This window comes from Erwinia aphidicola, from assembly GCF_024169515.1.
GTDB lineage: Bacteria > Pseudomonadota > Gammaproteobacteria > Enterobacterales > Enterobacteriaceae > Erwinia > Erwinia aphidicola.
The window spans coordinates 3,979,673-4,002,754 of the sequence record NZ_JAMKCQ010000001.1 but is presented as its reverse complement, the minus strand read 5'-3'; the positions used below and the strand labels follow the sequence as shown (position 1 = coordinate 4,002,754).

The window sequence follows — 23,082 nt, the reverse complement described above, 5'->3', positions numbered from 1 at the left end:
AATACTGTCAGCGCCTGTATTAATTCACTTCACGGACGGAAATCATGAATAAAACCCTAACGGCGATCCTCGCCATAGCATTGACCGGATGTTCAACCGGTAACCTCGTTTCACGGCCAGGTTACCAGGTCAATACTCAGCACCCTTCGCAAAGTCAGAATGAACGCGTTCGTTTTCTCATCCTTCACTACACCGCAGAAGACGATGCCGCATCCATGGCGTCATTAACCCGGGGTTCAGTGAGCGCACATTACCTTGTTCCCTCGGCCGCCGATCCGGCATTAAGTAAAAAAATGGTCTACCAGCTGGTCCCTGAGGATAAGCGTGCCTGGCATGCCGGCCTCAGCAACTGGCATGGCCGCAGCAATCTCAATGACAGCTCTATCGGCGTGGAGATTGTCAACCTGGGTTACCGTCAGGACGCGCTGGACAGATACTGGTATCCCTGGGATGCGCAGCAAATCAGGCTGGTGGCCAGCCTGGCGAAAGATATCATCCAGCGTTATGGCATTACCCCTTATAACGTTCTCGGACACAGTGATGTTGCGCCAACGCGCAAGGTTGACCCCGGCCCACTGTTTCCCTGGCAACAGCTGGCTGAACAGGGAATCGGTGCCTGGCCCGACAAACAGACCGTGCAGCACTACCTTGCCGGTCGCTCATTTGCCACCGCGGGTTCGGTCAGTAAAATTCAGGCCGATCTCGCCAGCTACGGTTACACCATTCCACAAACTGGCGTGAACGACGCCGCAACCAGGCAGGCTATCAGCGTATTCCAGATGCATTTCCGCCCCTCGAACTACACTGGGGTTGCGGATGCCGAGACTGAAGCGATTGCCGCAGCACTGGTGGCAAAATATCGTCCGGCGAGCCGCAGCCTTCTCACGGAGGAGTATGGGGATTAAACAACCGATGGCGATCCGCTGCGGTTCGCCATCAACCCCGACCACTGTCAGACAGTAATCTGCTCCATCGCCTGTAAAATACGCTTTTCGGAGATGGGGTAAGGTGTCCCCAGCTGCTGCGCGAAGAAACTGACGCGCAGCTCCTCAATCATCCAGCGGATATCCTGAACTTCCTCATCATCCCTGCGCTCAAGCGGCAGCTTGTTGAACCACGTACTCCATGCCTGTTTCACCGTTTCGACCTTCATCATGCGCGCACGGTCGCTGTGCGGATCAACCGCCAGTTTCTCCATGCGCCGCTCAATGGCGTGCAGGTAGCGCAGAGTATCGCCGAGGCGTTTCCAGCCGTTGCCGGTGACAAATCCGCGATACACCAGGCCACCCATCTGCGCTTTGATATCCGATAGCGCCAGCGCCATCGTCATATCAACGCGCCCTTTCAGCCGCTTATTGATATTGAACACCGAGGTGAGGATCTGTTCGACCTTCTTCGCAATCTCGACCACCGTGTCGTTCAGTTCGGCGCGGACTTTGTCATGCAGCTGCATGTAGCCCTGCTCCTGCCAGCTTGGGCCACCGTGTTCGGCAATCAGCTTATCCACGCCGCAGGCGATGCAGTCGTCGATCAGATCCAGCACTTTGCCATAAGGGTTGAAGTACAGCCCCAGCTTGGCCTTGTTTGGCAGCTTTTCGTGCAGATACTTAATCGGCGACGGGATATTCAGCAGCAGCAGGCGGCGCTGGCCGCGCCACATCGCTTTTTGCTGCTCGTGCTGCGAGTCAAACAGGCGGATCGCCACGCTCTCTTTTTCGTCTACCAGCGCAGGCCAGGCTTTCACGCTGTAGCTACCGCGCTTCTGCTCGAAGTGATCCGGCAGATCGCCAAAGCTCCAGATATGCAGCCCGCTCTGCTCGAGACCGTCATCAGCCACTTTCGACAGGGTTTCCTGAACTTTGCCTTTTAACTGAAGTTTTAACGCCGTCAGATCTTTGCCTTCCGCCAGCTTGCGGTTGTTTTCGTCAACGATGCGGAAGGTCATTTTCAGATGATCGGGCACCTGATCCCACTGCCAGGCTTCGCGTTCCAGCGTCACGCCCGACATGCGGCGGAATTCGCGCTCCAGCGACTCCAGCAGCGGCAGCTCAAGCGGCGTCGCGCGGCCAAGGAATGCATCGGCGTAGTTCGGCGCGGGAACGAAGTTACGGCGTAACGGCTTAGGCAGTGATTTGATCAGCGCAATCACCAGCTCGCGGCGAATACCAGGGATCTGCCACTCAAAACCCCGCTCTTCCACCTGGTTGAGCAGCGGCAGCGGTACGTGCACCGTCACGCCATCGGCATCTGCCCCTGGCTCAAACTGATAGCTCAGGCGCAGTTTCAGATTGCCCTGATGCCAGAAGTTCGGATAGTCGAGCTTGCTAACGTTTTCCGCGCCCTGCTTGATCAGCATCTCTTTGGCGAAGTTAAGGCGATCCGGCTCTTCGCGACTGACGGTTTTCCACCAGCTGTCGAAATGGCGCGCGGAAACCACCTCGTGGGCAATACGCTGGTCGTAGAACGCAAACAGCGTTTCATCATCCACCAGGATGTCGCGGCGGCGCGACTTGTGCTCCAGCTCTTCAACTTCGGCACGCAGCTTAAGGTTCGCCTTAAAGAAGGCGTGGCGCGTCTGCCAGTCGCCCTCCACCAGGGCGTGACGGATAAACAGCTCGCGCGATAGCACCGGGTCAATCGTGCCGTAATTCACCTTACGGGCAGCGACGATCGGCAGACCGTACAGCGTTACTTTCTCGCTGGCCATCACCGCGCCCTGACCTTTTTCCCAGTGCGGCTCGCTATAACTGCGCTTCAGCAGGTGCTGCGCCACCGGTTCGATCCACTCCGGCTCAATGCGCGCCGCAATGCGCCCCCACAGGCGGCTGGTTTCCACCAGTTCGGCGACCATGGTCCACTTCGGTGGCTTTTTGAATAAACCGGAGCCGGGGAAGATGGCGAAACGGGCGTTGCGCGCTCCGGTAAATTCCTGTTTGTCCGCATCCTTCTGACCGATATGCGACAGTAGCCCGGTGAGTAAGGCGGTGTGAATTTCACGCATTTCGGCCGGTGCGCTGTTCACCGGCAGCCCGAGTTCGCGCACTACCTGGCGCAGCTGGGTATAGATGTCCTGCCACTCGCGCACGCGCAGGTAGTTCAGGTATTCGGTTTTGCACTGGCGGCGGAACTGGCTGGAGGAGAGCGCTTTTTGCTGCTCCTGCAGGTAGTTCCACAGGTTTACAAAGGCGAGGAAATCAGACTCTTTATCAGCAAAGCGCTGGTGCTTCTCATCGGATGCCTGTTTCTTCTCCGCCGGGCGCTCGCGCGGATCCTGGATCGACAGCGCGGCGGTGATAATCATCACCTCGCGCACGCAGCCATATTTCTGCGCCTCCAGCACCATTTTCGCCAGGCGTGGGTCGACCGGCAGCTGCGCCAGTGCACGGCCTGATGGGGTGAGCTGATAGCGCTGATGGTCGGCGAGCGTGATGGCACCCAGCTCCTCCAGCAGACGTACCCCGTCCTGGATATTGCGCTGGTCCGGTGCCTGCACAAACGGGAACGCGGCGATATCGCCGAGGCCGAGCGCCGTCATTTGCAGGATCACCGATGCCAGGTTGGTGCGCAGGATCTCCGGGTCGGTAAACGCCGGGCGGCTGAGGAAATCCTCTTCCGCGTATAAACGGATGCAGATCCCCTCCGAGACGCGTCCGCAGCGCCCTTTACGCTGGTTGGCGGAGGCCTGAGAAATCGGCTCGATCGGCAGGCGCTGCACCTTGGTACGGAAGCTGTAGCGGCTGATGCGTGCCGTGCCCGGATCGATGACGTATTTGATGCCCGGTACGGTCAGCGAGGTTTCCGCCACGTTGGTCGCCAGCACGATGCGGCGCCCGGCATGGGACTGGAACACGCGGTTCTGCTCGGCGTTCGACAGGCGCGCATATAGCGGCAGCACTTCAGTATGCGGCAGGTCGCGCTTCATCAACGCATCGGCGGTGTCACGAATTTCACGTTCACCGCTCATAAAGATCAGGATGTCGCCACGGCTCTCACGCCCCAGCTCATCCACCGCGTCGAAAATGGCCTGCAGCTGGTCGCGGTCAGTATCATCAGCATCTTCCACTACCGGACGGTAGCGAACTTCCACCGGATAAGTGCGGCCGGAGACTTCAATCACCGGTGCGTTGTGGAAATGGCGTGAGAAACGCTGCGGATCAATGGTCGCCGAGGTGATGATCACCTTCAGGTCCGGGCGCTTAGGCAGCAGCTCGCGCAGATAGCCCAGCAGGAAGTCGATGTTCAGGCTGCGCTCGTGCGCTTCATCGATAATGATGGTGTCGTACTGCATCAGCAGCCGGTCCTGCTGGATCTCCGCCAGCAGAATACCGTCGGTCATCAGTTTGACCTGGGTGGTTTCACCGACCTGATCGTTAAAGCGCACCTTGTAGCCGACACAGCCGCCGAGTGAGGTTTCCAGCTCCGCGGCAATACGGTCAGCGACGGTGCGGGCCGCCAGGCGGCGTGGCTGCGTGTGGCCAATCAGCCCGTGAATGCCGCGCCCCAGCTCCATGCAGATTTTCGGCAGCTGCGTGGTTTTACCCGAACCGGTTTCCCCGGCGACGATCACCACCTGGTGATCGCGGATTGCATCGGCAATATCCTGCTTCTTCTGGCTGACCGGCAGATTTTCCGGGTAGCGGAGGGTTGGCGTCACGGCACGGCGTGCGGTCACGCGCTGCTCGGCCTGAGCGATTTCCGCACTCAGCTCGTCGATCAGCGCCTGGAGCGCCGCCGGATTTTTGATTTTTTTCGCGCCCTGCAGGCGGCGCTGAAAGCGCTGGCGGTCGCGCAGCATGAGCAAATCCAGCCGTGAATAGAGCGGCGCCAGGGCAGATTGTGGTGATTCAGACATGGTGAAAGCTCGCTTTGTCGCACCTGATGCGGGCAACATGGATTTATCAGGGATTAAAATTTTTGCGTATTCTAGCACAGACAGCGACTTAGCGATTAATTTGCCCGCGAGCAGTTATTCAATAATTTCGAACATTGATATCGAAAACTCGCACTTACACTCGTCGTCATTTATCCGTAAAGTGTTATCCATTGAGCGGATAGCCTTCCGCATGACAAAACAGGAAAAAAACCATGAGCAAAGTATTAGTACTGAAATCAAGCATCCTTGCCGGTTATTCTCAGTCTGGTCAGCTGGCCGATCACCTGGTTTCCGAGTGGAAAGCGGCCCATCCGGCTGATGAAGTGACCGAACGTGACCTGGCCGCTAACCCGATTCCGGTACTGGACGGCGAACTGGTTGGCGCACTGCGTCCTTCTGATGCCGCGCTGACCCCGCGTCAGCAGGAAGCGCTGGACCTGTCCAACGAACTGATTGCTGAGCTGCAGGCACACGACACCATCGTGATCACTGCGCCAATGTACAACTTCAACATCCCAACCCAACTGAAAAACTATTTTGACCTGGTGGCGCGTGCCGGTATCACTTTCCGCTACACCGAGCAGGGTCCTGAAGGCCTGATCAAAGGCAAAAAAGTGGTGGTGCTGTCCAGCCGTGGCGGTGTTCATAAAGACACCCCAAGCGACCTGCTGACCCCGTACCTGACCCTGTTCCTCGGCTTCCTCGGTATGAGCGACGTGCAGTTCGTGTTTGCTGAAGGTATCGGTTACGGTCCTGAAGTAGCAGCGAAAGCCGCCAGCGATGCGAAAGAAGTGATTTCTCAGATCGTCACTGCCTGATAACAGGTTTGCCGGATTGAGCGCCCTCCTCAATCCGCCTGCTGCGGCACTGTGTCGGTGCCGCAGCTACTTCCTAATCCACTGCCCGTTTATCCCCCGCACGAACTCTCCCGGCTTTGCCCGCTCTACCAGCTTCTGCCCAGCGATATTCGCCACGTCACGCGTGGTCAAATTGTTCTGCTGCGCCAGTATCTGATACTGATTCATGCGCCCGGCATTGATCTCTTTCACCAGCGCCGCTGTCTCTGCATCCTGCTGCACCGCGGCAATGTAGCCGTTAAGCGTTTCGCCTACGCGCCCCTGCTGCCGTGCCTCATCAAGCGTCAGCGCCATCACCTGTGGCGACAACAGCAGGCAGCCCAGCAGTAATCCGCTGCACAGTCGTTTCATTGCTTGCTCCTCAGAACAGACCGCTCTGGTTTTTTAACAGGGCTTCCACGTCTTTATCGACCTTGATATGGATCTCATGCTCAATTTTGACGTTCATATTGATGGTGATCGGCTCTTTTGGCGCGGCAACCTCAATGCGGGGGATACAGCCGCTAAGCAGCAATAGACAGCCTGCCATCAGCAGACTAATTCGGGCTTTCATCACTCGTTTCCTTTTGCGACGGCAGGGTGGCATTCTGCTCCACCCAGGATTGCAGGTTATCGCCAAAGCGCAGACTGCGCCAGAGTTGAAACAGGTTTTCCTGCTGGGTATAGTTCAGCGTGACGCGCTGGTCACGGTTGCTGAAGCGGCTGGTGCCATCAACCTTGGCGGTCATTTTCATCCAGCCAAGATTGTCGAGGTCGAGGGTGGCCCAGCTGCGCGAAATTTCCATATAGCGCAGCCAGTCCATCGCCGCACCGGCGGCAAAATTATTGCTGCTGATGGCATCGGCCATATCTTTATCCATGCGCACGGTTAATGGCCCACTGTTGGCTATCCAGCCCTCTTTCACCAGCCAGCGTGAATCATTCAGCCACAGCGGCAGCGCGCCGTTAATGTGGCCCGACATGGCAATCTGTTTAAGCTTCATCGCCGTCACCAGTTCGGAAACGCTCAGATGCTGAATAGTAATCGTGGCCGCCTGCGTCTGCGGCATCTTCAGGCTGGCCATACTCAGCTGGCCGCCTAACAGGTCGAGGCTGACGTTGCTCAGCTCCAGCGGCTGCCTGGCACTCCACGGATACCAGCCCTGCAGATCCGCCGTGACGTTTTGCATGGCAAACTGGTTTTTAATCTCTTTGATGCGCAGCGAGACCGGGCCGTGGGTGCCGAAGTACCAGCGGTGCTCGCGCAGGCGGAACGGCAGCGAGAAATCGATGCCGTTAAATTCGTTATCCGGCAGCAGCGCACTGCCATCCTTCACCAGGAAGTGGCCGCCCGCTTCCAGCCCCTGATCGCTGGCGGCGGAAAACGCCACCTGAGCCTTGAGCGTACCGTCCTGAATCGCCAGCTTGAGGTCCGGGCTGAGCAGCGGCTGGAAGACGCGCAGCGACTGCTGAGGCCACCACATCTGCCCACGCAGGCGCTCGCCGTCCCAACGACCGCGCACCTGCACCGGACCAATGCGCTGCGCCTGCAGGCTGCCACTGTAGAGGAACCACGCCGGGTCACGCCCTTTCACCTTCAGCGTCAGAAGCGAAGGCGGCAGATAGCCCCCGGCGCTGAAGCGCGTGTCCTGCGCGTTGAGCTTCAGCTCGCCGCTGAACGCAGGCTGCTGCGCGTCGCGCTGCCAGCGCACCGCCTTGTTGAGCGTCAGGCGCGGGGCGTCCACCGTGACGCTGCCATAGGTGAGATGGTCAAACCCGGTCGACAGCGACTGCAGCTCAATCAGCGTGTCCTGCCAGCGCCCGTTGCCGTTCATATCCCACTTCGCCGCCAGCGGAGCCAGATAGCCGTCGCCCCAGTAGCGCCATAACCACTGCCCTTTATCGGGCCAGAAGTCGGTTGCGCGGCCATCCAGATGCAGGCGAAAACGGCCCATTTCGGCGTCGTGGGCGCTGAGGATCGCCTGCAGTCGGCCATCAATTCCGGCTGATGAAACCGCGACGCCTGCCAGCGGCCAGCGGGCTTCATCCACTTCCAGCGTCGACAGCAGCCGCCCTTTCATCCGCAGTAGCGCGCCGGGCTGCAGGTGCAACTGCGGGTCGAGCAGCGGTCCGCGCAGCTCACCGGGAAGCCCGGCGAAAAACTGCAGGCTGGCCAGCTTGCTCTCACCCGTCAGACGAAACGGCAGCTGGCTGTCACTCCAGTCAAGATGACCAGGGCCGAGCGTCAGCACCACATTCCCTTTCCCCCCGCGCCCCTGGGTCAGCAGATTAAGACGCCCGCTAATCTCGCTGGCGGGCAGGCCCTGCTGCCAGTTTTTGGCACTGAGGGCGATCCCTCCTGACAGCGGCTGCCCGGCGTAAGGCCAGCTCCACTGCCCCTGGGTAATGTCAATCTGCTGCGGGCTGATGTGCCATGGCAGCGTCAGCAGCGGCGTACTCTGGTGTTCAGCGATGGCGGTCAGGGTGCCGCTCTGCTGCCGCCAGTCAAGCGTGATCTGCAGCGAATCAGGGATCCCTGCCAGCGCCAGCTGCCCCCGTAGCGCGCCCTGTTCCGGCAGGCCATCGGGTAGGTGTGGCAACGTCAGCGTACCGCTGACCGTGACGGGCCGTGCCACGCCGGGCGCCTGAACCGTCAGTGCGTCGATCGCCAGCTGTTGTCCGCTCAGTTGTGCTGCCAGCGTCAGATTTTTGCTCTGATAGCTGACCTGCTGGCGCTGGGAATCGAAGGTGAGCTGCAGAGCTCCAGCCCACTGCTGCCAGGGAGAAACGCTGAGCTGGCGGATATTGACGCGGGCGTTGGGCAGCATTTGCTGCCATTCGGCGAGGCTGCGCGGTGCGGAAGGGTTATCTGATGTGGGAAGTTTAGCCAGGCAGGCGCTGTCAATCGCCACGCTGTCCGCCGCCAGCTGCCACTGTTTTTGCTGGTAGCCGAGGGAAACATTCACCACTTTCGCCAGCTGACAGTCGCCCGCACGGTAGCGGATGCCGGGCAGAAACAGTGCGCCATTGTGCCAGCGCGGATTGCCGTCCAGTGCGATGGTAGTATCCGCAGGCAGCCAGATGCCAGCCACCCTTGGCAGCCACTGGGTAACCGTAAGAAGAAGTCCTGTTAGCAGCAGGATCACCGCCAGCAGCGCCGCAAGCGCCCTTTTCCAGCCCCGTTTCATGGCAGTAAAACCCTGTTCGCTCCGTGATTATCCCTGAATGATGGCACGGAATATCACTCTGGTGAAGTTTTTCACCAGTAATCAACTCATTCGCTGCTTTTTAGCTCAGCTGAGCGGGATGCCTCGCCCGCGGTTCACAATAGTTGTTACACTGCATTATTATTTAAGCGCGGGTACAGGAGTAACACGATGAAACTTGCGGTGTATAGCACCAAGCAGTATGACCGGAAATACCTTGAACAGGTCAATGAAGACTACGGCTTTGAACTGGAGTTTTTTGACTTCCTTTTGAGTGAGAGCACGGCGAAAAATGCCGTCGGCTGTGATGCGGTCTGTATCTTCGTTAACGATGACGGCAGCCGCACGGTATTGGAAGAGCTGGCGGAGCTGGGCGTGAAGTTTATTGCGCTGCGCTGTGCCGGCTTTAACAACGTGGATCTTGATGCCGCTAAGGAGCTGGGTCTGCAGGTGGTGCGCGTGCCGGCTTACTCCCCGGAAGCGGTCGCCGAGCATGCGGTTGGTTTAATGATGACGCTGAATCGCCGCATCCACCGTGCTTATCAGCGCACCCGCGATGCCAACTTCTCCCTTGAAGGGCTGATCGGTTTTAATATGCATGGCCGCACGGCGGGGGTGGTCGGTACCGGTAAAATCGGCATTGCTACCCTGCGTATTTTGAAAGGCTTCGGCATGAAGCTGCTGGCGTTTGACCCCTATACTAATCCGCAGGCGCTGGAGCTGGGCGCAGAATATGTTGATATCGATACGCTGTTTGCGCAGTCTGACGTTATCACCCTGCACTGCCCGCTGACGGAGGAAAACTATCATCTGCTGAATGCGCAAGCCTTTGCACAGATGAAGGATGGCGTGATGGTGATCAACACCAGCCGCGGCGCATTAATTGATTCACAGGCGGCGATTGATGCGCTGAAGCAGCAGAAGATTGGCGCGCTGGGAATGGACGTGTATGAGAACGAGCGCGATCTGTTCTTTGAAGATAAATCAAACGACGTAATCCAGGATGATGTGTTCCGCCGGCTCTCCGCCTGCCACAACGTGCTGTTCACCGGCCATCAGGCGTTTCTGACTGATGAAGCCCTGACCAGCATTTCCCAGACCACGCTGCATAACCTGCGTCAGCTGGAAAAAGGCGCCGAGTGCGATAATGTGCTGACGGTGTAATTCGCGGCACGGGGCGACCGGAAAAAATGGTCTGCATTAAGGCCGGTGCAAACTCGCGGCACGGGGCGACCGGAAAAATGGTCGCCCCCTACATTTCGGTCAGCCCGTTAACGGGCGCAGGTGCCGCTCATTAAGGCACTTTCACCACAGCGGCGACCGTTCGCCAGCTGGCACATCCCCACTGAGCTACCATCTAACTGACGAGACAACGCCAGGGTACCACCGGCACTGGCGCAGTTGCTGGCTGCCAAATCGCCCATCACGACACGCGCTGGCGCATGGGCGGCCGTAGCCTGTTGAGGTGGCTCATTATCACTGTCGCTGCTGCAGGCGGACAGTAGTAACGCTGCCGTTACCAGCAAAAAACTCGCTGCTTTCATCGGGTAAACTCCGGGTGGATTTGCGCTGAGATGCGTTTGCCAGCATAAGCTACGATTCACACCAGGTCGATAGCTGTCATGCATTCTTACAAAATCAAAATAACAGAAATATCAATAGCCCCGGTTCTTAATTTATAACTACCCGTTCAGATAATGATATCTCTATGTAAAATCAAAAGGATAAGTGATGACCGCTGATATGTTACTGCGCATCGCCATGGCGGGGGTGCTGGGGGGCCTGATTGGGCTTGAGCGCCAGTTGCGTGCGAAAGAAGCAGGTCTGCGCACCCACGTTCTGGTCGGGATCGGCAGCGCGATGTTTATGATCGTCTCAAAATATGGTTTCGACGATATTCTCGCGCACAACCACATTGCGCTAGACCCCAGCCGCGTGGCGGCCCAGGTGGTGAGCGGCATGGGTTTTCTCGGTGCCGGGACCATTATTATTCAAAAGCAGATCGTAAAAGGGTTAACCACCGCCGCCGGGCTGTGGGTGACCGCGGCAATCGGGCTGGTTATCGGCAGCGGCCTGTATGAAATTGGCATTTATGGCACGGTACTGGCGCTGGTGGTGCTGGAGACCTTCAGCCGCATCAGCCGCCTGCTGATCGGTCGACACCACACCCTGACCTTCCATCTCAAGGCCAAGAGCGTACCGCAGGTGCTGGTGACGCTGCAGCAGCTGAATGTCCGCACGGGCAATGTCTCAGTGGTTAACCGTGATGCTGAGAACAGCCTGTGTGAAATGATGGTTGAGGTGACGTTGTCACGCAGAATACAACCGCATCAGCTATATGAAGATCTGCTACAAATCAAAGGGGTGCAGTCGGTCGAAATTCAGTGAGGCCTAAAAAGATCATGGCAAACAGCCGCAGGCACGTTAGTCTTACAGCACCAAACTACACGCCGCAGGGGTATTTCGCCGCTGACGACGTCATTTTGCCACTTATTAGGAGATACAGATGTCTGATAAATCCATTCTGATTGTTGCCACTTTCACGGCAAAAGCCGGTAAAGGCGATGAGCTGTTTGCGGTGTTAAACCGCTGCGTGGCGCCAAGCCGTCTTGAGGAAGGGAACCTGCATTACGATCTGTACCGCAGCGTAGAGAACAGCGACAGCTTCCTGTTCCATGAAACCTGGAAAAGCGCCGCCGCGATTGAACTGCACGAGAGCCAGCCACACTTCCAGGCTCTGCTGGCGGGGGTTGAATCGCTGCTGGCAGCACCACCGGTGATTACCAAGATTTAAATGGCAGGGCCGTTCTTGAAAAGAGCGGCTCAGCGGGCCGATCCTAACAAAAGATCGGCTCAGCGGGCCGATCGCAACAAAAGATCGGCCCCTACAGGAATAGGTTCGATTATTTCAGCAGGCGTGCGCGGCAAGATTTGCCTTTAATCTTCACGTCCTTCAACTGCCCCATCACCTGGCGCGCCTGGTCACGACGAATGGCCACATAGGCGTGAGTCGGGCCAACATCAATCTTGCCAACCTGATCGCCCTTCAGCCCGCCGTCACCGGTCAGCGCACCGAGGATATCGCCCGGGCGAATTTTTGCCTTGCGCCCACCGTCGAGGCACACGGTAACCATTTCCGCCGGCAGCGGCTTGGCGGCAACTGACTTCAGCTCCGCCACGCTGCGCCAGTTAAGCTTCTGCTGCAGGAAATCTTCCAGCGCGTGCGCACGCACCATCTCATCCGGCGCCACCAGACTGACGGCACAGCCCTCCTGCCCCGCGCGCGCGGTACGACCAATGCGGTGCACGTGGACTTCCGGGTCAAACGACAGCTGATAATTCACCACCATCGCCAGCGCTTTGATGTCCAGCCCGCGCGCAGCCACATCGGTCGCCACCAGCACGCGGCAGCTGCCGTTAGCAAAGCGAATCAAAACCTGGTCACGATCGCGCTGTTCCAGGTCGCCATGCAGCGCCTGCGCGCTGATCTGGGCAGACTCCAGCGCCTGGGCGATATCATCGCATTCGCGCTTGGTGTTGCAGAACACCACGCAGGAAGATGGCTGGCGGTCGCTAAGCAGGCCAATCAGCGCGCTCAGCTTTTCACGCGGCCCGGCTTCATAGAATGACTGTTCGATTTTCGGCAGGTCGGAGACATCGCCGGTTTCTACCGTCAGCGGGTCGCGCTGGATATTCTGGCTGATCTGCGCAATCACCTGCGGCCAGGTCGCGGAGAACAGCAGCGTCTGGCGCTGTGGCGGGCAGTAGCCAATAATGGTGTCGATATCGTCACGGAAACCCATCTCCAGCATGCGGTCGGCTTCATCCAGCACCAGCATATTCACGCCGTCCAGCTTCAGGGTTTCACGCTGCAGGTGATCCATAATGCGCCCCGGCGTTCCTACTACAATATGTGGAGCATGCAGCAGTGAATCACGCTGCGCGGCAAACGGCTGACCGCCGCACAGAGTGAGAATCTTAATATTCGCGGTAAAGCGGGCCAGACGACGCAGCTCTTTCGTTACCTGGTCTGCCAGCTCACGCGTCGGACACAGCACCAGCGCCTGGGTCACATACTGGCTGGCGTCCACCCGGTGCATCACACCCAGCCCAAATGCGGCGGTTTTGCCACTGCCTGTTTTCGCCTGTGCACGCACGTCGCGCCCGGCAAGGATGGCTGGCAGAGATTCCGCCTGAACCGGGGTCATGGCGAGGTAACCCAGCTCGTTGAGGTTCTCAATCTGGCTGGCGGGAAGTTGTGTCAGGGTAGTAAAAGCAGTCACGGGAAAGTTCTCTGATAAAACGGCAAAATAATTGGCGCAGAGTGTAACAGAAAGCAGAGCCTGGAGGGAGAAAAGCGCTGGCGGCAGTGCCGCACAGCGCGTGGAGTGCGTAGTCAGACTAAGATAAAACCAACGCGATCAGCAGCCAGAAGATCAGGCATCCCGCCACCATCGCAATCCAGGTATTTCTTCGATTCCATTTCATGCGTTTTGCTTCTCCCGAACTTTCGTTCTGATTCAGCTATTTGATCGCTAAATAACTGTATAAGACGGAAGTCTTCAGGCGGATTATAGACAAGGCTGGTATTAAATGTCGCGTTTTTAAGGTGCGAAAACGCAAATATTTTCAGATTAATCTCAGCATCTCGCAGGAGAAACTACGGCAGAAAGGGGGGATTAGCAAGGTTCACAGGGTGCAAACCTTGCAGGGTTAAGATGATTTAAGCGCGGCTTACTTCTTAGCCGGATCTTTGTAAGGATCCTTTTTATCGTCCTGGCTCCCGTCACGCGTGCGCGGTATTTCACCGTGTTCGCTGGGGTTATCCTTCGCCGGATGCGGCTTGCTCTCTTCTTTATGACTCTCTTTCGACATGACAACCTCCATCTGTGCAGTGCATTAAGCATAGTAGATGGAGGGTTAAATGTTTACAGATTCGCCACGTCGATATACAGCGATTTGTCGATGTTGGTGGAAGAGACGGTGGCTTCGGTAAACGAGTACTCAGCGCGGTCACCGCTGCGGTCAAGCGGCAGCTGTTCAAAGTCAAACAGTTCACGGTCCGCCAGCTGGCTTGGGCTGACGTTTTGCAGCGATTTAAATACGCTCTCCACGCGGCCCGGAGTCTTCTTATCCCACTCGGTCAGCATCGCCTTGATAGCCTGACGCTGTAAGTTCTCCTGCGAGCCGCAGAGATTACACGGGATAATCGGGAAATCTTTCTGCTCAGCGTAGGCGATCAGGTCTTTCTCGCGGCAGTAGGTCAGCGGACGGATCACGACGTTACGACCATCGTCAGAGCGCAGTTTAGGCGGCATAGCCTTCATGCGCGCGCCGTGGAACATGTTAAGGAACAGCGTCTCAACGATGTCATCCATATGGTGGCCCAGCGCGATTTTGGTGGCACCAATTTTCTCGGCGAAGGAGTAAAGCGTACCGCGACGCAGGCGGGAGCAGAGACCGCAGGTGGTTTTGCCTTCCGGTATCTTCTCTTTCACCACCGAGTAGGTGTCTTTGTCGACGATGTAATACGGGATATTCAGACTATCGAGATAGGCTGGCAGGATATGCTCAGGAAAACCGGGCTGCTTCTGGTCCAGGTTAACGGCGATCACCTCAAATTTGATCGGGGCCACTTTTTGCAGGCCAATCAAAATATCCAGCATGGCAAACGAATCTTTGCCGCCGCTCATGCAGGCCATCACCACGTCGTTCTCTTCGATCATGTTGTAATCAGTGATAGCGTTGCCAACATTTCTGCGGATACGCTTCTGGAGCTTATTAAACTCAAGGGTTTCTTTTCTTACATCGACTTGATTCATAACCACTTTATTTTGACCCTGATAGTCTGAGAACGACTTGCTTTAAGTAACAATTTTAAGGCGGGCATTATACGTAAGTTTTGCCAGGCAGGAAACATCCGTTGTCCGGCAGGCCGTCTCTCGCGACACGACCTGCGCTGCTTTAACGATGTGGCGGTGGGTCAATAATCGGATACGGGTCGGGATTGTCGGGCGGCGGATCGGGCAGCGGTTGCGGAACAGGGATGGGATCGGGAATGGGAACCGGGTCACCCAGCGGTTCCGAGCTGCGGATCGCTTTTGTGCTGTCAGTGAACATGCCTTCCTCCTCAGGTGTTGCATGAACCTTAAGCGTAGGACATCTCAGCCTGCTGGCAAACGGGCAAAAAAAAGCCGGCTATATGCCGGCGTCGTACGAATTAAATGTGCTATGCATTAATTCAAAAAAGGAAGTAAGACAATATGGAGCGCAACGCCCATCGCTTGACGTTGCATTCACCTGCGGGAGTGATATTGCTCCGATTGCGCACCACGTTTATTGACGTCGATCAGCTTTACTTCCCTTTTCTACGGCAATTTCTCGACTCAATGTGCTTTTTCACAACCATTTACGTTTTTTTAACCACCAGGCAACGCCCAGTACCAGCACCACCAGCAGCAGGCAGAATGCGCCAAATCCATAACGCCACCCCCCGCCCGGAATGCCGCCAAGGTTGACCCCGAACAGGCCGGTCAGGAAGGTCGTTGGCAGAAACACCATCGCCATCAGCGACATCGTATAGGTGCGGCGGTTCATCGCTTCCGCCATGACGGTGCTGATTTCGTCCGACAGCACGCCGGTACGCGCCACGCTGGCATCCAGATCATCCAGACCGCGGCCCAGCCGGTCGGAGATATCCTGCATGCGGCGGCGATCGTCGTCGCTCATCCACGTCAGCCGCTCGCTGGCGATGCGCGAAAAGACATCACGCTGCGGCGCCATGTAGCGGCGCATGATAATCAGCTGCTTGCGGATCAGGGAGAGCTCACCGCGCGGCGGAATTTGCTGGTCCACCACCGCATCCTCCAGCTCAATGATTTTGTCATGCAGATCTTCGATAAATTCGCTGGCGTGATCGGTCAGGGCATCACAAACGTCCACCAGCCAGCTGCCGCCATCGGTGGGACCGTTGCCATTTTTTAAGTCGGTCAGCACTTCATCGATGGCAAAAACTTTGCGGCGGCGGGTTGAGACAATCAGCCTGTCGTTGATAAATACGCGGATCACCACCAGCTGGTCCGGGCGTGAGTCCGTGTTCAGATTCACGCTGCGCAGCGTGATCATTGTGCCATCGCTGAGGCGATTGACGCGCGGGCGCATGCTGTCGCCGCCGAGCGCGTCGCGCACGCTGTCCGGGATCAGCGGGGTCGACATCAGCCAGTCGGCGCTATCACGGTGGGTATAGTTGAGGTGCAGCCAGCATGGGCGGTCACAGTCGAGCACCTCGCTGTCATTAATCGGGATCAGCCCGCCCTTACCATCTAACTGACATGAAATAATGGCATCCGATACCTGTAGTGCTTTACCTGCAATAACGTCCACGCTCACCCCGGTTTCAACATAATCAATGCGATACAGTCTAGCCTGTACTGGCACCTAAGCAAAATCTGACAATTAGCGACTGCGGTTAAAAATGGTGACAATTTCCAAACCTGCTCCGGGCGCTAAAAGGCGATCGGCCTCACGAAATTAAGTTATTCCCGCCCTCTCCCCTTGCTAACAGCCAGCCGCTGGGGAAATATCAGCGCAGCAAAACAGGATTGTTACTGAATCTCAGGCAAAACCTAAACCGCTTCTTTCGCCCCTACGGCGTTAACGAAGCGGTTTAGGTTTTTTTTTGGCCTGAATTCGGCAACGGCCCTCAGACAAGATGTCAAAACCAGGAGCACACCATGAAGTACCAGGTTTTATCAGAAGAAATTTTGCAGGGCGTCGGCGGCAAAGAGAATATCCGTTCGGTGATGCACTGCGCGACCCGCCTGCGCTTCAAGCTGAAAGACAGCCGCCGGGCAGACACCGCCGCGCTGAAGCAGAATGCCGGCGTGATTATGGTGGTGGAGAGCGGCGGGCAGTATCAGGTGGTGATTGGTAACCACGTCGGCGAGGTCTATCAGGCGTTAATCGCTGCCGCCGGACTGGGCGAGGAGAGCCGCAGTGATGATAGCAGCGCAGAGAAAAGCGCCCTGTTTGCCCGCTTCATTGATATCGTTTCCGGCATCTTTACCCCGTTCGTCGGCGTAATGGCAGCGTGCGGTATCCTTAAGGGGCTGCTCTCTCTGGCACTGGCGTTTGGCCTGACCCGCGAGGCGACCGGGACTTACAAAACCCTGTTCGCCGCCAGCGATGCCGTGTTCTATTTCCTGCCGATTCTGCTGGGGTATACCGCCGGTAAAAAGTTTGGCGGCAATGCCTTCACCACCATGATCATCGGCGCTGCCCTGGTCCATCCGCAGATGCTGGCCGCTTTCACCGCCGCACAAAGCGGCGCGGCGCCGCTGCACTTCTTCGGCATTCCGATGATCCTGATTAACTACAGTTCGTCGGTGATCCCGATTATCTTCGCCGCCTGGTTCTCCTGCCAGATTGAGCGCCTGGTGCACGATCGCCTGCCTGGGGCGGTGCGTAACTTCACCACCCCGCTTCTCTGCCTGGCGATTGTTGTGCCGGTGACCTTTATGCTGATTGGCCCGGCGGCAACCTGGCTGAGCAAGATGCTGGCAGCGGGGTATCTGCACGCTTACAGCTTCAGCCCGACGTTTGCCGGTGCGTTTATGGGGGCGTTCTGGCAGGTGTGCGTTATTTTCGGCCTGCACTGGGGCCTGGTGCCGATTATGCTCAATAACCTTGCGGTACAGGGTGCCGATACGCTGCTGCCGCTGCTGATGCCGGCCATACTCGGCCAAGCCGGAGCTACCCTTGGCGTACTGCTGCGCACGCGTGATGCCAGAATGAAAGGGATTGCCGCTTCCGCCTTCAGCGCCAGCCTGTTTGGTATTACCGAGCCGGCGGTGTATGGCGTCACACTGCCCAAGCGCCGGCCGTTTATCTTCGGCTGTGTCGGAGGCTCAATGGGCGCTGCCGTGCTCGGTTTCTACCACACCACCAGTTTCTCATTTGGCCTGCCCTCGATATTTACCTTCAGCCAGGTCGTTCCCAATAGCGGTTTTGATGCCAGCGTGGTGGCGGCCGTGGTCGGCGCGCTGATCGCCTTCAGCTTTGCCACCGTCGCCACCCTGCTGTTTGGTGTGCCTGAAGAAGCGCTAGCTGAACCTGCCAGCAAGGCGGTCCCGGTGGCGCCTGCCACTCCTGAGCTGCTGCACAAATCCCTGTTGGTCAGCCCGATAAGCGGCAGCGTAATCGCACTGGAAAAGGTGCCGGACGCCACCTTCGCCAGCGGCCTGCTGGGCAAGGGCATCGGCATCCAGCCCACCGTGGGGCGCGTACTTTCGCCGGTTAACGGCACCGTTGCTTCGCTGTTTCGCACTCACCATGCCATTGGGCTGGAAGCAGACGACGGGTCTGAAGTGCTGATCCACGTAGGTATCGACACGGTCAAACTCGCTGGTCTGCACTTTAGCGCGCACGTCAGTCAGGGCGATGCGGTGCGCGTCGGCGACCTGCTGCTGGAGTTTGATATTGCCGCAATTCGTGCGGCCGGATATGACCTGACCACGCCGGTGCTGATTAGCAATAGCGATGACTATATCGATGTGCTGGCCGCCAGCCAGCAAAGTGAAGTCGCAGCCGGCGAACCCCTGCTGACGCTGATTAAATAATCTTTCATAAGGAGATCAACATGACACAACGTTTCCCACAACATTTCCTCTGGGGCGGCGCAGTCGCTGCAAACCAGGTCGAAGGCGCATGGCAGACCGACGGCAAAGGCATCTCCACCTCAGATTTGCAGCCGCAGGGTATCTTTGGTCAGCGCGTGGAGCGCAAGGACGGTGATTTTGGCATTAAGGATCTCGCTATTGATTTCTATCACCGCTATCCGGAAGACATCAAGCTGTTCGCTGAGATGGGCTTTACCGTGCTGCGCACGTCCATCGCCTGGACGCGCATTTTTCCGCAGGGGGATGAAACCCAGCCAAACGAAGCGGGCCTGGCGTTTTACGATCGCCTGTTTGATGAGATGGCCAAATACAACATCACTCCGCTGGTGACGCTCTCCCACTATGAGATGCCGTTCGGGCTGATTCAAAAATATGGCGGCTGGGGCAGTCGTCAGACCATTGATTTCTTCGTCAACTATGCCAAAACCGTGTTTGCGCGCTATAAGCATAAGGTGAAACACTGGCTGACTTTTAACGAGATCAATATGTCGCTGCACGCGCCGTTTACCGGGGTGGGTCTGCCGGAAGAGAGCGGCAAACCGGCGGTGTATCAGGCCATCCACCATCAGCTGGTTGCCAGCGCCCGTGCGGTGAAAGCCTGCCACGACATGGTGCCTGACGGTAAAATCGGCAATATGCTGCTGGGGGCGATGCTCTACCCGCTGACCCCTGACCCGGCGGACGTGATGGAAACCCTGCAGCAGAATCGCGACTGGCTGTTCTTTGGCGACGTGCAGACGCGCGGTTACTACCCGGCTTATATGCAGCGTTTCTTTAAACAACAGGGCATCACGCTAGAGATTACCGAGCAGGACCGCCTGGACCTGCGCGCCGAGATCGACTTTATCTCCTTCAGCTATTACATGACCGGCTGCGTCACCACCGACGAAGAGCAAAACCAGAAGGAGCGCGCCAATATTCTCAATATGGTGCCGAACCCGCACCTGGCGAGTTCGGAATGGGGCTGGCAGATCGACCCGGAAGGTCTGCGCTATCTGATGAATGTGCTGTATGACCGCTATCAGAAACCGCTGTTTATCGTTGAAAACGGTCTCGGCGCGCGCGACACCGTGGAGGCCGACGGCTCGATCAATGATGACTACCGCATCGCTTATCTCAACGACCATCTGGTGCAGGTGCGTGAAGCGATTGAGGATGGCGTGGAGGTGCTGGGCTACACCTGCTGGGGACCGATTGACCTGGTGAGCGCCTCTAAAGCTGAGTTCTCCAAGCGCTACGGCTTTATTTACGTTGACCGCGACGACCAGGGTAACGGCACGCTGGCGCGCACCCGCAAGAAAAGCTTCTACTGGTATCAGAACGTGATTAAAACTCACGGCGAATCACTAAAGTGATGCTGTGCCGGGCACCTCTGCCCGGCCTTTTTACGCTTCGTCCGGCTCTTCCTTCAGCGACAGCGTCTCTTTCCTGACGCGCTCAATATGGATGGTCAAAAACATCCGCTCTTCGCTGCCCAGCGTGTACTGATAGTTTTTCATAATGTGCCGGTCAATCTTCTCAACGCACTTGTAGGCGGCGGGATAACGGTCGCGCACCACGTCGTGCAGTGATTCATCGTCGCTGTAGACACCGCGTTTACCCAGCATGCGCTGGGAAAAGAACTTCAGATGGGTGACAAACCGGTTGTAGCTCAGCGCCTCGGTCTGATAATCGAGCTGCAGCTGATATTTGACGATATGCAGGATCTCCTGCATAAATTTGGTGATATGCATCACCGCGGGCATCTCACTGCCCAGCTGGGCGTTGACCAGGTGCAGCGCGATAAAACCGGCTTCATCATCCGGCAGGCGAACCTGCAGGCGCTGTTCGATGATATCCAGCGCCGCCAGCCCCAGCGCGTACTCCTGCGGATAGAGGCTGCGGATCTCCCACTGCAGGACGTTGCGCATCGGCAAGTTTTGCTGATGGCGCAGCAGTGCAAAATTCACGTGATCGGTCAGCGCAATCGCCAGGCTCTCATGCAGCGGGGCCTTCAGCTGCTGGCGGGCCTGGGCGATAATGCACTCGCTGGCGATCACCACCTCCAGCGGAATTTCGGACAGCAGTTCGCTAAGCCGCCCGCTCAGCTGCTGGCTTTTCAGGGCAAAGGTCTTCTCGACTAGCGCGGGATCGAGATCGTCGCCGCTGCGTTTTTTAAACGCCAGCCCGCGCCCCATCACCACCTGTTCGTGGCCCTGTGCATCGTGGACGATCACCACATTATTATTCAGTACTTTCGCTATTTTCATTTCCCGGCCTGAAAACAAAAAAACCTGACGGCCGGAGCAGTTCCAGCGGTCAGGTTTTGCCTGCTTAAATGCAGTAACAATCCAGTGTTCACACGATAATCCATAATCCCGCCGCCTCAAGCGCGGCGCGGCGGAACTGTGATACAGCTCTCGTGATTTATTTCGGTTTATTTTCAGCTCGCCGCGTGGCACCTGGCCTGTGCCAGCTGCTGCAGCTGCTGCGCCCGCAGGGTAGCGGCTTTCTGCGCCCGGCTTTTGGCAATGCCGTTACCGATGCCGAAGTCGAGCGCCGCCCCCACCACCGTCAGGCCGTCAAACTCAGCGGTTTTATCGATTTTCTGCTGCACCTGCTGCTGCGCGGCGATCTGCTGCTGAATGCCGCTGCAGTCGAGCTGGTCGGCCTGCACCGCACTGACCGGCGGCGACGCGGGATAGCGTTTTACGGCACAGCCGCTGAGGAGCAAGGTAAGGGATAGCAGGCAGATCAGTTTCATCGTGGATACCGGGTTGTTCGCGATAGGGCAATTATGCGGGTGATACCCGTAAACCAATGGGATAAGCAGCAGCGTGAACTGCTGCTTTTTCCGGCGGTCAGTGCTTCAGGATATACAGGGTGCGGCTATACGCCACGTCTTCGGGGTTAGTCATCGGGTAGCCCTGCACATAAGGCTTGATCAGGCGGCCGTTGGTGTACTGATAGATCGGGGCTATCGGCGCCTGGTCGGCGATCATCTGCTCGGCGCGGTTGTAATCATCGTTGCGGACGCTGTCATCCGTTTCCCGGCTGGCCTGCGCCATCAGCGCGTCGTACTCGCTGCTTTTGAAGCGGGCAATGTTGCCGCTGTGCGTGGACGTCAGCAGGCTGAGGAAGGTAGACGGCTCATTATAGTCCCCAACCCAGGAAGCGCGGATCACATCGAAATTGCCGCTGTTACGGCTGTCGATATAGGTTTTCCACTCCTGGTTCTGCAGCTTGACGTTGACGCCCAGGTTTTTCTTCCACATCGAGGCCACGGCAATGGCAATCTTCTGGTGCGTTTCGGAAGAGTTATACAGCAGGGTCAGGTTGAGGGGATGCGTCGGGCCATAGCCCGCCGCTGCCAGCAGCGCCTTAGCCTGGGCATTCAGCTCTTCCTGACTGTGCTGCTGAATAAAGCTGGCTTTCGGCTTGAACCCGGCCGTCACGTCCGGCGTGAAGTGCCAGGCGGGCTTCTCCCCGGTTCCCACCACTTTGCCGGCGATGATTTTACGATCGATGCTCCAGCTCAGCGCCTGACGCACGCGCACGTCGGCCGTCGGGCCTTTCTGGGTGTTGAAAGCATAGTAATAGGTGCCGAGCTGATCCGGGGTGTAAACCTCATGCGGGATCTGCTTTTTCAGCAGGCCGTACAGCTCTTTTGGGAAGGATTCGGTGATATCAATATCTCCGGCGCGGTAGCGTTTGGTAGCGCTGGACTCTTCGCTAATCGGCAGGAAGGTGACTTTAGTCAGCACCGTATGGGCGTTGTCCCAGTAGTGCGGGTTGCGAACCAGTTCCAGCTTCTCGTTAACCACGCGGTTTTGCAGCTGATAGGCCCCGTTGCCAACCAGATTTCCGGCTTTGGTCCACTGGTCACCGTACTGCGTGACCACTTTTTGCGGCACCGGGAACAGGCTAAAGTTGGCGGTCAGGCTGGCAAAATAGGGAACCGGCTTGTCGAGCGTCACTTTAAGATGGGTGGCATCCATCGCGCTGACGCCGAGCTTATCCGGGCTCATCTGCCCTTTAATAATCGCCCCGGCATTCTCGATACCCGCCAGTTCCGCGAACCAGGCAAAGGTGGAGCTGTTTTTTGGGTCAACCAGACGTTGCCAGCTGTAAACGAAGTCGGCGGCGGTGACAGTGTCACCGTTTGACCAGCGGGCATCTTTGCGCAGCGTGAAAATCCACGTCTTGTTATCGTTGGTCTGCCAGCCGGTGGCGACGCCGGGAATGATTTTCCCATTGGCATCCTGATTTGTCAGACCTTCAAACAGATCGCGGATCACCGGGATTTCCGGCAGCCCGACCGCTTTTACCGGGTCGAGAGAAGCCGGTTCATCTTTAATGTGGCGGACAATTTCCTGGCGCGTGGCCAGCTGGGTTCCCGCCGGAACATCGGCAGCATGCGTAACAGAACTGATAACCAGCGCTAAAGCAGCCAGCGCAAAGGGTGACGATTTCCTCATAACGGTATCCTTGCAAGCAACGTAACGTGATGT

20 protein-coding genes are annotated in these 23,082 nt (G+C 57.4%); 7 read left to right on the top strand and 13 right to left on the bottom strand.

All coding sequences use genetic code 11. From position 1 onward, the window contains the following. Positions 1-44 precede the first annotated feature (44 nt). Positions 45-905: an N-acetylmuramoyl-L-alanine amidase gene (locus J2Y91_RS18845; protein ID WP_133623709.1), complete on the top strand. Its 861-nt coding sequence runs from the start codon at positions 45-47 to the stop codon at positions 903-905. A 47-nt stretch (positions 906-952) separates the two neighbouring features. Here the strand turns inward: J2Y91_RS18845 and hrpA are convergent, their stop codons facing one another. Then, positions 953-4,852, bottom strand: a complete 3,900-nt coding sequence (gene hrpA, locus J2Y91_RS18840; protein WP_133623710.1) for an ATP-dependent RNA helicase HrpA — start codon at positions 4,850-4,852, stop codon at positions 953-955. 233 nt (positions 4,853-5,085) lie between these two features. On the opposite strand from hrpA, the gene J2Y91_RS18835 reads away from it, so the two are divergent. Continuing rightward, positions 5,086-5,691: an FMN-dependent NADH-azoreductase gene (locus tag J2Y91_RS18835; RefSeq protein WP_048916007.1), complete on the top strand. Its 606-nt coding sequence runs from the start codon at positions 5,086-5,088 to the stop codon at positions 5,689-5,691. Between the two features lie 66 nt (positions 5,692-5,757). Here the strand turns inward: J2Y91_RS18835 and J2Y91_RS18830 are convergent, their stop codons facing one another. From J2Y91_RS18830 to J2Y91_RS18820, 3 genes are read right to left on the bottom strand one after another with little or no spacing between them, the layout of a single operon-like run. Beyond that, positions 5,758-6,081 (bottom strand): YdbL family probable chaperone protein, encoded by a 324-nt coding sequence (locus tag J2Y91_RS18830; RefSeq protein WP_133623711.1) that lies wholly within the window; start codon positions 6,079-6,081, stop codon positions 5,758-5,760. Between the two features lie 10 nt (positions 6,082-6,091). Then, positions 6,092-6,283, bottom strand: a complete 192-nt coding sequence (locus J2Y91_RS18825; protein WP_048916005.1) for a YnbE family lipoprotein — start codon at positions 6,281-6,283, stop codon at positions 6,092-6,094. Next, on the bottom strand, positions 6,267-8,897 hold the full coding sequence (locus tag J2Y91_RS18820; RefSeq protein ID WP_133623712.1) for a YdbH family protein: 2,631 nt from the start codon (positions 8,895-8,897) through the stop codon (positions 6,267-6,269). The genes J2Y91_RS18825 and J2Y91_RS18820 overlap by 17 nt, the downstream gene beginning before the upstream one ends. Positions 8,898-9,086: 189 nt before the next feature. Here J2Y91_RS18820 and J2Y91_RS18815 point away from each other — a divergent pair, with 189 nt between their 5' ends. Then, the gene (locus J2Y91_RS18815; protein WP_133623713.1) at positions 9,087-10,079 is read left to right on the top strand and encodes a 2-hydroxyacid dehydrogenase; all 993 of its coding nucleotides are present in this window, start codon (positions 9,087-9,089) and stop codon (positions 10,077-10,079) included. Positions 10,080-10,186: 107 nt separating this feature from the next. Here J2Y91_RS18815 and J2Y91_RS18810 read toward each other — a convergent pair whose 3' ends face one another. Further along, positions 10,187-10,459, bottom strand: a complete 273-nt coding sequence (locus J2Y91_RS18810; RefSeq protein ID WP_048916002.1) for a putative hemolysin — start codon at positions 10,457-10,459, stop codon at positions 10,187-10,189. 187 nt (positions 10,460-10,646) lie between these two features. On the opposite strand from J2Y91_RS18810, the gene J2Y91_RS18805 reads away from it, so the two are divergent. Next, positions 10,647-11,303: an MgtC/SapB family protein gene (locus J2Y91_RS18805; protein WP_062818256.1), complete on the top strand. Its 657-nt coding sequence runs from the start codon at positions 10,647-10,649 to the stop codon at positions 11,301-11,303. A gap of 118 nt (positions 11,304-11,421) precedes the next feature. Beyond that, a complete protein-coding gene (locus tag J2Y91_RS18800; protein WP_048915998.1) occupies positions 11,422-11,709 on the top strand; it encodes a putative quinol monooxygenase in 288 nt (95 codons plus the stop codon). A 109-nt stretch (positions 11,710-11,818) separates the two neighbouring features. On the opposite strand, the gene dbpA is transcribed toward J2Y91_RS18800, so the two are convergent. The 5 genes from dbpA to zntB form a co-directional block, all read right to left on the bottom strand. Beyond that, positions 11,819-13,198 carry an ATP-dependent RNA helicase DbpA gene (gene dbpA, locus J2Y91_RS18795; RefSeq protein WP_133623714.1) on the bottom strand — a complete coding sequence of 460 codons (1,380 nt, stop codon included), beginning with the start codon at positions 13,196-13,198 and terminating at the stop codon, positions 11,819-11,821. Between the two features lie 451 nt (positions 13,199-13,649). Beyond that, positions 13,650-13,790: a hypothetical protein gene (locus tag J2Y91_RS18790; protein ID WP_166643181.1), complete on the bottom strand. Its 141-nt coding sequence runs from the start codon at positions 13,788-13,790 to the stop codon at positions 13,650-13,652. Positions 13,791-13,843: 53 nt separating this feature from the next. Beyond that, the gene (gene ttcA / locus J2Y91_RS18785) at positions 13,844-14,737 is read right to left on the bottom strand and encodes a tRNA 2-thiocytidine(32) synthetase TtcA (RefSeq protein WP_133623715.1); all 894 of its coding nucleotides are present in this window, start codon (positions 14,735-14,737) and stop codon (positions 13,844-13,846) included. Positions 14,738-14,879: 142 nt separating this feature from the next. Continuing rightward, entirely contained in the window at positions 14,880-15,035 is a 156-nt protein-coding gene (ynaL, locus tag J2Y91_RS18780; RefSeq protein ID WP_166643182.1) for a proline-rich small protein YnaL, read from the bottom strand. A gap of 279 nt (positions 15,036-15,314) precedes the next feature. Beyond that, positions 15,315-16,298, bottom strand: coding sequence for a zinc transporter ZntB (gene zntB / locus J2Y91_RS18775; protein ID WP_133623717.1), 984 nt, complete (start codon positions 16,296-16,298; stop codon positions 15,315-15,317). Positions 16,299-16,648: 350 nt separating this feature from the next. Between zntB and bglF the strand changes: the two genes are divergently transcribed. Together bglF and J2Y91_RS18765 are read left to right on the top strand one after the other, a co-directional pair. Further along, entirely contained in the window at positions 16,649-18,532 is a 1,884-nt protein-coding gene (gene bglF, locus J2Y91_RS18770) for a PTS beta-glucoside transporter subunit IIABC (protein ID WP_133623718.1), read from the top strand. 20 nt (positions 18,533-18,552) lie between these two features. Continuing rightward, positions 18,553-19,947 carry a glycoside hydrolase family 1 protein gene (locus tag J2Y91_RS18765; RefSeq protein WP_133623719.1) on the top strand — a complete coding sequence of 465 codons (1,395 nt, stop codon included), beginning with the start codon at positions 18,553-18,555 and terminating at the stop codon, positions 19,945-19,947. A gap of 30 nt (positions 19,948-19,977) precedes the next feature. Here J2Y91_RS18765 and licT read toward each other — a convergent pair whose 3' ends face one another. The 3 genes from licT to J2Y91_RS18750 all read right to left on the bottom strand — a co-directional run bounded on the left by licT (position 19,978) and on the right by J2Y91_RS18750 (position 23,049). After that, positions 19,978-20,841 carry a BglG family transcription antiterminator LicT gene (licT, locus tag J2Y91_RS18760; protein WP_133623720.1) on the bottom strand — a complete coding sequence of 288 codons (864 nt, stop codon included), beginning with the start codon at positions 20,839-20,841 and terminating at the stop codon, positions 19,978-19,980. Between the two features lie 173 nt (positions 20,842-21,014). Next, positions 21,015-21,335, bottom strand: coding sequence for a hypothetical protein (locus tag J2Y91_RS18755; RefSeq protein ID WP_253539136.1), 321 nt, complete (start codon positions 21,333-21,335; stop codon positions 21,015-21,017). Between the two features lie 97 nt (positions 21,336-21,432). After that, positions 21,433-23,049: an ABC transporter substrate-binding protein gene (locus J2Y91_RS18750; protein WP_133623722.1), complete on the bottom strand. Its 1,617-nt coding sequence runs from the start codon at positions 23,047-23,049 to the stop codon at positions 21,433-21,435. Positions 23,050-23,082 lie beyond the last annotated feature (33 nt).